We start from the raw sequence: 9,171 nt of genomic DNA, 5'->3' as shown, positions 1-9,171 counted from the left end.
GCCAAGGCAGGACCTGAGCGGCTCCTTCGCGCCGGTCGGCGCGCCCCGAGGATCAGACCGGCACGGCCTCGAACCCCGCACCCGCGAGCGCGGGCAGGAACGCCTCCGCCGGGCGGGCGGAGGTCACGTCGACCTTGTGGGTCGGGATGTCGGCCGCGACCTCGGCGGAGGGATCGACCGACCGGATCGCCTTGGTCACGCCGCGCACGCAGCCGCCGCAGGTCATGTTTTCGATGTGGAACTGCATCCCGGTCTTCTCCGTCCGCGTGAGTCCCGCGGATCATGGGGCTTCCCACCATGGGAAGGTCAAGAGGTGGAGTTTTCGCGGGCCCGCCCTTGACCTTCCCATCATTGGAACCCCCATGTTCGGAACCAGATGATTCCACCGGAAGGAGAGCGCGACCCGTGACCGCCGCTCGCAAGACCCCCGAAACCCTCAGCCTGCCCATCGAGGGCATGACCTGCGCCTCCTGCGTCGGCCGGGTCGAGCGCGCGCTCCGCGCCGTGCCGGGCGTCGCCGAGGCGAACGTGAACCTCGCCACCGAGCGCGCCGATCTGCGTTTCTCGGAGGTCGTCGACCGCGCCGCGCTGGTGCAAGCCGTCGAGGATGTCGGCTACGAGGTGCCCGCCGCCACCACCGTCCTCGCGGTCGAGGGCATGACCTGCGCCTCCTGCGTCGGTCGGGTGGAGAAGGCGCTTCTCGCCGTTCCGGGCGTCGAAGCCGCTTCGGTGAACCTCGCGACGGAGCGGGCGACCGTGACAGGCCGGGCCGACGCCGCCGCGCTGATCGCCGCCGTGGACGGCGCGGGATACGACGCGCGCGAGGTGACGCAGGCGGCAACTGCCGACACCTCCGCCGCGGACAAGCGCGAGGCGGAGGCGCGGACCCTGCGCCGCGACACCCTGATCGCGGCCGCGCTGACACTGCCGGTCTTTGTCCTCGAGATGGGCAGCCACCTGATCCCGGCCATGCACCACTGGGTCATGGCGACGATCGGGATGCAGCAAAGCTGGTACATCCAGGCGGCGCTGACCACGCTGGTCCTCGCGGGTCCGGGCCTCAGGTTCTACCGCAAGGGCTTCCCCGCGCTCCTCAAGGCCGCACCGGACATGAACAGCCTCGTGGCGGTCGGCACGATGGCGGCCTACGCCTATTCTCTCGTCGCGACCTTCGCGCCCGGCCTCCTGCCCGCGGGCACGGTGAACGTCTACTTCGAGGCGGCCGCCGTGATCGTGACGCTGATCCTTCTCGGCCGCTGGCTCGAGGCCCGCGCCAAGGGCCGCACCTCGCAGGCGATCCAGCGCCTCGTCGGGTTGCAGGCCAAGTCCGCGCGCGTCCGGCGCGACGGCCGGACCGTCGAGATCGGGATCGGGGATGTCGTCCCCGGCGACCTCGTGGAGGTGCGTCCGGGCGAACGCATTCCGGTCGACGGCGACGTGACCGAGGGCGAGAGCTACGTCGACGAGAGCATGATCACCGGCGAGCCCGTGCCCGTCGCCAAGGGCGCGGGCGCCACGCTGGTGGGCGGCACGGTGAACCAGACCGGCGCGCTGGTGTTCCGGGCGACGGCGGTGGGGGCGGACACGATGCTCGCCCGCATCATCCGCATGGTCGAGGAGGCGCAGGGCTCCAAGCTGCCGATCCAGGCGCTGGTGGACCGCGTGACGATGTGGTTCGTCCCCGCCGTCATGACGCTCGCCGCGCTGACCTTCGCGGTCTGGCTGATCTTCGGGCCGGAGCCCGCGCTGACCTTCGGCCTCGTGAACGCGGTCGCGGTCCTCATCATCGCCTGCCCCTGCGCCATGGGCCTCGCCACGCCGACCTCGATCATGGTGGGCACCGGACGCGGGGCCGAGATGGGCGTCCTCTTCCGCAAGGGCGAGGCGCTGCAACTCCTCAAGGAGGCGCGCATCGTCGCGCTCGACAAGACCGGCACGCTGACCGAGGGGCGGCCGAGGCTGACCGACCTCGACGTGGCGAAGGGTTTCGACCGGGACGCCGTCCTCGCGCGGATCGCGGCGGTCGAGGCGCGCTCCGAGCACCCCATCGCGCGCGCCATCGTCGAGGCGGCGGAGGCGCGCGGCCTGGCCCTGCCCGAGGCGACGGGCTTCGGCAGCGTGACCGGCATGGGCGTCGCTGCGGAGGCCGACGGTATCCGCGTCGAGATCGGCGCGGACCGCTACATGGCATCCCTCGGCCACGACGTCGCCACCTTCGCGGCGACCGCCCGGCGCCTCGCCGACGAGGGCAAGACGCCGCTCTATGCCGCGATCGGGGGCGAACTCGCCGCCATCGTCGCGGTCGCCGACCCGATCAAGGCCGCGACGCCCAGGGCCATCGCGGCCCTGCACGATCTCGGCCTCAGGGTCGCGATGATCACCGGCGACAACGCGCGGACGGCCGAGGCCATCGCCCGACAGCTCGGCATCGACGAGGTCGTGGCCGAGGTGCTGCCCGAGGGCAAGGTGGACGCCGTCCGCAGGCTGAAGGAGGCGCATGGCCGCCTCGCCTTCGTCGGCGACGGGATCAACGACGCCCCCGCGCTCGCCGAGGCGGATGTGGGCCTCGCCATCGGGACGGGCACGGACATCGCCATCGAGGCGGCGGACGTGGTGCTCATGTCGGGCTCGCTCGAGGGGGTGCCGAACGCCATCGCGCTCTCGCGCGCGACGCTGGGCAACATCGGCCAGAACCTGTTCTGGGCCTTCGCCTACAACACCGCGCTGATCCCGGTGGCGGCGGGTGTCCTGTGGCCGGCCTTCGGTATCCTTCTGTCGCCCGTCTTCGCGGCGGGGGCCATGGCGCTGTCGTCGGTCTTCGTGCTCGGCAACGCGCTGCGGCTCCGCCGCTGGTCGCCGCCCCTCCGCGAGGAGGCGGCGCCGGCCGGGCCGGTGGCGCGGGCCCGCATGGCCCCGGCGGAATGAGCGCGGCGATGGGAGAGGAACGCATGAACATCGGCGATGCGGCCAAGGCCTCGGGCGTCTCGGCCAAGATGATCCGCTACTACGAGGAGACGGGCCTCATCCCCGCCGCCGCGCGGACCGAGGCGGGCTATCGCGTCTATTCCGAACAGGACGTGCACCGGCTGCGCTTCGTCCGGCGGGCGCGCGACCTCGGCTTCAGCGTCGAGGGGATCGGCGAGCTTCTCGGCCTCTGGGGCGACCGCTCGCGGCAGAGCGCGGACGTCAAGCGCCTCGCCCTCGCGCAGGTCTCCGACCTCCGCCGCCGCATCCGCGAACTGGAGGAGATGGCCGACACCCTCGAGACGCTGGCGCGGCATTGCCACGGCGACGACCGGCCCGACTGCCCGATCCTGCGCGACCTCGCGGAGGCCGACGCCGAGCCGCGCCGGAGCGGGGCCTCCGGCCGTTTCGGCACGGGGTGAGTGTGGATGGCAAGCGACGATGCACTGGAACACGCAGGCGACACGGTGATGAAGGAGACGAGCATGACCCACATGACGAGACGCGGACTGATCCTCGGCGGCGCGGCGCTGGCGGTATCCGCGCCGAACATGGTCCGCGCGCAGGGAGCGGCGCTCGCCATCCACGTGCTCCGCGACCCCAACTGCGGCTGTTGCGAGGCCTGGGCGCGCATCCTCACGGCGGACGGTTTCGACGTGACCGTCGAGAACGCGCTCGGCACGCTCCTCATGCGCCACAAGATCGATGCGGGCATCCCGCGGGACATGATCTCCTGCCACACCGCCGGGATCGCGGGCTACGTCATCGAGGGCCACGTGCCGCCCGCCGACATCCGCAGGCTCCTGTCCGAGCGGCCGGACGCCGTGGGCCTCGCCGTGCCCGGAATGCCCTACGGCTCGCCCGGCATGGGCCCCGAGGAGGCGCGCGAGGCCTACGACGTCTTCCTCATCCGGCGCGACGGCAGCACCGAGGTCTTCACCCGCTACGACGCCGCCTGAGGGAACGCGGGCGCCCCCCTTTCCGTTGATCCCGCGGGCCGCGTGGCGCGCGGCGATGACCGGGAAGGAGGAGATGTCCCATGTCCTACTGGCGGTTCGGCGCGATGATCGCGACCTCGACAATCGTGATGTTCGTGCTGATGTATCTCAACACCTACGCGCTCGAGCACGTCTTCTGGTCCGAGACGCGGACCTACATGGCGCTCCTGATGGGCGCGACCATGGCGGTCATCATGCTGGGCTACATGCTGTCCATGTATTCCAGCCGCGCGATCAACGCCGCGATCTTCGCGGGCAGCGTCATCGTCTTCGCCGTCTCGCTCTGGCTCGTCCGCAGCCAGGAGACGGTGCAGGACCGGTCGTTCATGGCCGCCATGATCCCGCACCATTCCATCGCGATCATGACCTCGCAGCGCGCGGAACTGACCGACGCGCGCGTGCGGAAGCTCGCCCGCGAGATCGAGCTGGCGCAGAACCGCGAGGTTGCGGAGATGCGGTATCTCATCGCGGAGCTCGACCGGGGCGCCGAGGTCGGGGAGATCTACGAGGACCCGCCGCCCGAGGTCGGCACGATCGAGGAGGCGCTGGACAGCGTGCGGATCGCGACGGTCGATCCCGCGCCCCTGTCCCTGGCGGACCTGCCCGACGGCACGCCGACGGGGGCGCTCGACTGCGGGTTCCGGCGTGTCCGGGGGGAGGACCCGATCCTATGGACCAGTCCCGAAGGCGGACTCATGAGCCTCAACGGCGTCATCGTGCCGCTCGAACGGCAGGAGGCGGCCGACAGCATGGCTTGGGGCGCGCAAGGCGTCACGATGAGCGTCCGCGAAGCGGCGGACCCGGACTGGCGGAGCGACGCGGAACTCGTCTTCGCGCTCGAGCAGGGGCTGACGGTCGGCTACCGGGGCTTCTACGACTGCGGCGTCTGAGGTCTCGACACCGGCCGCTCCGGATGGTTGGGTCGGGCCCATGCAGCCCCCCGTGCAGCGGCTCCTCTCGCTCGACATGCCCTTCGCGCGCTTCGCGTGGCGCACGATCCTCGTGAGCCTCGCGGGGCTGGTGCCTCTCCTGGCGCTCTACGTCGCGCTGACGCCCGGCTTCGGCGCCGCGCTTGCAGGCGGAGGCCCCGCCCTGTCGCTCTTCCTCCGGCAGGTGGTCACGAACGGGCTGCCCGTGGTGTTGGCCGTGAATTACGTCGCCTTCGTCCTCTTCGCCGCGCTCGACGACCGGCCGGGCCGGGGCGACGCGGTGGGCGCCATCGCGATCGACATGGCCGCGCGGCTCGTCCTCTTCGTGGCCCTCCACGCGGCGATCTACGTGGCCTCGGCGCGGGCCTTCGGCTCCTTCGGCGGCAGTCCCGCGACCGCGCTCGGCGTCGTCGCGCCGACGCTGGCGCGCGCCGCACACTTCGAGAACGTCTCGGGCGTCTACCTCTACGCCACGCTCGTCAGCGCCCTGCCGCTCTATGCCGCTGCCGTCTCGCGCTCGCGTGTTCTCGGCCCCCTCGCCGACCGGTTGCCGGGACGCTCGGGGCCCTGGCTCCTTGCGGTCGGCTTCTTCGGGCTCTTCGCGCTCGTCCTGACCCTCGGCGCCGGGGTCGCCGGTCTCCGCGCGGGCTGAGGCGGAACCCGCGAGGCGCCGGGCCCGTTTCTCCCAGGACGGAGAATCGAGGCGGATCAGGCGCCCTGCTCAAGGCTCACGCACTGCCCGGGAAGGTAGACGCGACATGACCAAGGACAGCACGATCAAGAAGGTGACCTCCGACCATTCGCCGCTCGGCGAGATGGGCCAGAAATACCTCGTGGCGGGCAAGCGGCTCTCCATGCGGCTCTGGGAGAAGGTGCCGAAGGGCGAAGCGGACATGCGCCACCGCCGCGACTACGAGACCGTGGGCTACGTCATCGCGGGCCGCGCGCGGCTGGAGCTCGAGGGGCAGGAGATCGTCCTCAATCCGGGCGATTGCTGGCTGGTGCCCGCGGGCGCCGAGCACCGCTACCGCATCGAGGAGGCCTTCACCGCCATCGAGGCCACCGCGCCGCCCGCCGAGTTCCACGACGACCGCGACGTGCGGAGCGGCTGACGGGGGTGCGGAACAAGCGACCCTCCGCCGGGGTTGCCATATCGATCCGCACCACGAAGGAAGGAAGACCCAGATGCTACACCGAGAGGCATTCGCCATCCTCGCCCTCGCCGCCTGCGCCGCCGCGCCGGCCTTGGGACAGGACGACGCCATCGAGGAGGGCGAGCGGCTGTATCAGCGCCTCTGCGCCACGTGCCACTCGCTCGAGGAAGGGCGGAACCTCGTCGGGCCGTCGTTGCACGACGTCGTCGGGCGCGAGGCGGGTATCGTGGAAGGCTTCCGCTACTCGTCGGCGATGCAGGAGGCGGACATCACCTGGGTTCCCGAGGAGATCAAGGCCTTCATCGAGGCCCCGCGCGAGTACCTGCCCGGCACCCGCATGGCGTTCACCGGTGTCCGCGACGAGGAGGACCGGGACGCGATCGTCGCCTACCTCGACTCCGAGACGGAGGGCTGGGACGGCGGCGAAGACGGCGCAACCGACGGTGAGGATGCCGACGGCGAGACCGATGGCACCGAGGAGTCCGGCGGCACCGATGCCGAGCACGGGACACCGGAGGACACGGACGACGGCTGACCTCCGCGCCGGCGCGCGCGGGCGGGCTCAGCCCCGCCGCGCGCGCGCCACGAGATCCCGGAGGCGCGCGGGGTCGTATTCCGTCGGAAGCGCCGTCATCGTTCCGCCGCGCCTCAGGATCAGCGTCGGAAAGCGCCGGATGCAAAGGGCGCGGCCCTCGGTCCAGGCGTGCGCCGCCGCGTCGCGGTCCGTGAGGTCCGGCACCGCGAGGTCGAGGCCCATCCGGTCGAACAGCGTCCGGTAGGTGTCCGGATCGTTCAGGTCCATGCCCTCCCCGAAATGCGCCTCGACGACTGCATGCGCGAAGCCGAGCGCCCGGTCCGGCGCGTGCTTCGCCACATGGGCGATGGCTAAGCAGGGCGGGGCGCTGTCGCCCAGGACCCCGGGGCGGCGGATGGTTTCATAGAACGCCTCGGACGGCGCGCGCCCCGTCACGGCGCGGAGGCGTTCTGAGGCGCCCCGGATGTAGGTCTCCATCTCCGCGTAGGGGCCGACGCGCGCCCCGGTGACGAGGCCTGCCATGACGACGCGGAGGGGCAGGTCCGGTTCGGCCTGCTCCAGCGCGCGGAGCGCCGGCACGATCCCGTAGCACCAGCCGCAGAGCGGGTCGATCCCGACGAACAGGCGCTCCCTGCTCATGCGGCGCGCCCTCCCGCGACGAAGGGTGCGCGGCGCGACAGGTCCGCCCGACCCAGCGCCTCCACCGCCGCGGCGGCGAGGTCGGCGCGCGCGATCTGGGTGCCCGCCGGCCGGTCGAAGCTGAGCCGCCACGATCCTGTGGCCGGGGCGTCCGTCAGGCGCGGCGGGCGCAGCATCGTCCAGTCGAGCGCGGAGGCGCGGAGGAGCGCGTATTCCCGCTGCCGGTCGGCGAGCATCCGGCCCGCGACCAGCTTCATGATCCCGCCGATGGCCCGGTCGGCGAGGCCCTTCGCGTCGCCCTCGGCATCGACCGCCGCGCCGCCGATGGTGACGAAGCGCAGTGCGCGAGCCCCCGAGGCAACGATCAGCGCCTCCGCCGCGCGGGAACAGACCGGGTCTGCGTTGCTCGAGGCCAGCGCCGAGACGACCGCGTCGATACCCGCGAGCGAAGCACACAGGTCGCCCGCGTCCGTGACCTCGCCTTTCGTGAAGGCGAGCCCGCCGATCCCCGGGTCGCGGCGGCCGAGCGACCGCACCGCGTGGCCCTCGGCCAGAAGCCGCTCGGCGATCAGGCGGCCGGTCCGGCCGGTCGCGCCCAGAAGCAGGATGTTCATGTCGTCCCTCTCGATGCTTGACAGATGGAGCCGACATGTCGTCTTGCATCCGTATCGGCAAGTACGCACAAAAAGGATACCGCTTATGGACGGCACGCCCGAGGACTGTCCCGTCGAGCGCACGCTCCGCATTCTGACGGGCAAGTGGCGGCTCTTCGTCCTGTTCCGCCTCGAGGGCGGGCCGATGCGCTTCAATGCGCTTCAGCGGAGCCTGCCGCCGGTGACGCAGCGCGTCCTGACCGCGACGCTGCGCGGGCTCGAGGAGGACGGGCTGATCTGGCGGCGGAGCGCGGGCAGCGTCCCGCCCCGCGTCGATTACGGCCTGACCGAGCGCGGCGCGGCGCTGGCGCCCGTCTGGCGGGCGATGGGCGAATGGGGCGCAGGGGCCGAGAGCTGACGGCTTGCCCGGTCGCGGAGCGCGTGCTGAAGTCGCGCCCATGCCCTACCGCGCGACCATCGACGGCACCGTCCACGCCTTCCCTTCGCTGAAGGTCCTGCTGGCCAGGGCCTCGCCCGCGCGCTCGGGCGACGCGCTGGCCGGCCTCGCGGCAGACGGCCCGCTCGAACGGATCGCCGCGCAGCACGCGCTGGCGGACGTGCCGCTGTCGGACTTCCTGGCGGACCTGCTCGAAGTCGAGGGCGACGCGGTCACGGACCTCATCTTCGCGCAGCATGACGCGCTCGCCTTCGGACCCGTCGCCGCGCTGACGGTGGGCGGCTTCCGCGACTGGCTGCTCGATCCGGCGACGACCGGGCGGGAGATCGCCGGCATCGCCTGGGGCGTGACGCCCGAGATGGCCGCCGCGGTGTCGAAGATCATGCGCGCGCAGGACCTGATCGCGGTGGCGGCGAAGATCGAGGTCGTGACGCGCTTCCGCTCCACCGTCGGGCTGCGCGGGCGGCTCTCGACCCGGAACCAGCCGAACCACCCCACCGACGACAGCCGCGGCATCGCGCTCTCGGCGCTCGACGGCCTCCTCATGGGGGCGGGGGACGCGGTGATCGGGGTGAACCCGGCGACGGACGGCCTGCCCGACTACATCCGCATCTGCGAGGTTCTGGACGCGATCCGGTCGCAGCTCGACATCCCCACGCAGACCTGCGTGCTGGGCCACGTCACGACCGCGCTGGCCGCGATGGAGCGCGGGGCGCCCGTCGATCTCGTCTTCCAGTCGGTCGCGGGCTCGGAGAAGGCCAACGCGGGCTTCGGCGTGACGCTCGCCCTCCTCGACGAGGCCCACGAGGCCGTCCGCGCGCTCGGCCGTGCGCCCGAGGGCGCGAACCTGATGTATTTCGAGACCGGCCAGGGCAGCGCGCTGTCGGCCGATGCCCATCACG

General features: G+C 72.0%; 12 protein-coding genes. 9 read left to right on the top strand and 3 right to left on the bottom strand.

Features of this window, described 5'->3' with window-relative positions; all coding sequences use genetic code 11:
* Positions 1–52 precede the first annotated feature (52 nt).
* A complete protein-coding gene (locus ACTS11_RS08640) occupies positions 53–247 on the bottom strand; it encodes a heavy-metal-associated domain-containing protein (RefSeq protein ID WP_442639920.1) in 195 nt (64 codons plus the stop codon).
* A 209-nt stretch (positions 248–456) separates the two neighbouring features.
* Here ACTS11_RS08640 and ACTS11_RS08635 point away from each other — a divergent pair, with 209 nt between their 5' ends.
* The 7 genes from ACTS11_RS08635 (at position 457) to ACTS11_RS08605 (ending at position 6,580) form a co-directional block, all read left to right on the top strand.
* A complete protein-coding gene (locus ACTS11_RS08635) occupies positions 457–2,925 on the top strand; it encodes a heavy metal translocating P-type ATPase (RefSeq protein ID WP_442639922.1) in 2,469 nt (822 codons plus the stop codon).
* Positions 2,926–2,948: 23 nt separating this feature from the next.
* Entirely contained in the window at positions 2,949–3,386 is a 438-nt protein-coding gene (gene cueR, locus ACTS11_RS08630) for a Cu(I)-responsive transcriptional regulator (protein ID WP_442639919.1), read from the top strand.
* Between the two features lie 72 nt (positions 3,387–3,458).
* Entirely contained in the window at positions 3,459–3,923 is a 465-nt protein-coding gene (locus tag ACTS11_RS08625) for a DUF411 domain-containing protein (RefSeq protein WP_442639921.1), read from the top strand.
* 80 nt (positions 3,924–4,003) lie between these two features.
* Positions 4,004–4,852, top strand: a complete 849-nt coding sequence (locus ACTS11_RS08620; protein ID WP_442639918.1) for a DUF305 domain-containing protein — start codon at positions 4,004–4,006, stop codon at positions 4,850–4,852.
* 52 nt (positions 4,853–4,904) lie between these two features.
* Positions 4,905–5,543, top strand: a complete 639-nt coding sequence (locus ACTS11_RS08615; RefSeq protein ID WP_442639917.1) for a hypothetical protein — start codon at positions 4,905–4,907, stop codon at positions 5,541–5,543.
* A gap of 106 nt (positions 5,544–5,649) precedes the next feature.
* Positions 5,650–6,003: a cupin domain-containing protein gene (locus ACTS11_RS08610; RefSeq protein WP_442639916.1), complete on the top strand. Its 354-nt coding sequence runs from the start codon at positions 5,650–5,652 to the stop codon at positions 6,001–6,003.
* Positions 6,004–6,076: 73 nt separating this feature from the next.
* On the top strand, positions 6,077–6,580 hold the full coding sequence (locus ACTS11_RS08605) for a c-type cytochrome (protein WP_442639915.1): 504 nt from the start codon (positions 6,077–6,079) through the stop codon (positions 6,578–6,580).
* A 27-nt stretch (positions 6,581–6,607) separates the two neighbouring features.
* On the opposite strand, the gene ACTS11_RS08600 is transcribed toward ACTS11_RS08605, so the two are convergent.
* The gene (locus ACTS11_RS08600; protein ID WP_442639914.1) at positions 6,608–7,219 is read right to left on the bottom strand and encodes a hypothetical protein; all 612 of its coding nucleotides are present in this window, start codon (positions 7,217–7,219) and stop codon (positions 6,608–6,610) included.
* Positions 7,216–7,833, bottom strand: a complete 618-nt coding sequence (locus ACTS11_RS08595; RefSeq protein ID WP_442639913.1) for an NAD(P)-dependent oxidoreductase — start codon at positions 7,831–7,833, stop codon at positions 7,216–7,218. The genes ACTS11_RS08600 and ACTS11_RS08595 overlap by 4 nt, the downstream gene beginning before the upstream one ends.
* An 85-nt stretch (positions 7,834–7,918) precedes the next feature.
* On the opposite strand from ACTS11_RS08595, the gene ACTS11_RS08590 reads away from it, so the two are divergent.
* On the top strand, positions 7,919–8,230 hold the full coding sequence (locus ACTS11_RS08590; protein WP_442639912.1) for a winged helix-turn-helix transcriptional regulator: 312 nt from the start codon (positions 7,919–7,921) through the stop codon (positions 8,228–8,230).
* 40 nt (positions 8,231–8,270) lie between these two features.
* The coding region (gene eutB / locus ACTS11_RS08585; protein ID WP_442639911.1) for an ethanolamine ammonia-lyase subunit EutB at positions 8,271–9,171 on the top strand (901 nt) is incomplete at its 3' end.

The sequence above is a fragment of the Roseicyclus sp. genome (assembly GCF_052168335.1).
In the GTDB taxonomy this organism is placed as follows: domain Bacteria; phylum Pseudomonadota; class Alphaproteobacteria; order Rhodobacterales; family Rhodobacteraceae; genus Roseibacterium.
Note: the sequence above shows the minus strand (reverse complement) of the source record. Positions and strands in the feature narration are given on the sequence as shown.

Excerpts from the sequence above, each read along its gene's own strand:
- ACTS11_RS08640 (WP_442639920.1), bottom strand. The coding sequence starts at position 247 with ATGCAGTTCCACATCGAAAACATGACCTGCGGCGGCTGCGTGCGCGGC.
- ACTS11_RS08635 (WP_442639922.1), top strand. The coding sequence starts at position 457 with ATGACCTGCGCCTCCTGCGTCGGCCGGGTCGAGCGCGCGCTCCGCGCC.
- cueR (WP_442639919.1), top strand. The coding sequence starts at position 2,949 with ATGAACATCGGCGATGCGGCCAAGGCCTCGGGCGTCTCGGCCAAGATG.
- ACTS11_RS08625 (WP_442639921.1), top strand. The coding sequence starts at position 3,459 with ATGACGAGACGCGGACTGATCCTCGGCGGCGCGGCGCTGGCGGTATCC.
- ACTS11_RS08620 (WP_442639918.1), top strand. The coding sequence starts at position 4,004 with ATGTCCTACTGGCGGTTCGGCGCGATGATCGCGACCTCGACAATCGTG.
- ACTS11_RS08610 (WP_442639916.1), top strand. The coding sequence starts at position 5,650 with ATGACCAAGGACAGCACGATCAAGAAGGTGACCTCCGACCATTCGCCG.
- ACTS11_RS08605 (WP_442639915.1), top strand. The coding sequence starts at position 6,077 with ATGCTACACCGAGAGGCATTCGCCATCCTCGCCCTCGCCGCCTGCGCC.
- ACTS11_RS08600 (WP_442639914.1), bottom strand. The coding sequence starts at position 7,219 with ATGAGCAGGGAGCGCCTGTTCGTCGGGATCGACCCGCTCTGCGGCTGG.
- ACTS11_RS08595 (WP_442639913.1), bottom strand. The coding sequence starts at position 7,833 with ATGAACATCCTGCTTCTGGGCGCGACCGGCCGGACCGGCCGCCTGATC.
- ACTS11_RS08590 (WP_442639912.1), top strand. The coding sequence starts at position 7,919 with ATGGACGGCACGCCCGAGGACTGTCCCGTCGAGCGCACGCTCCGCATT.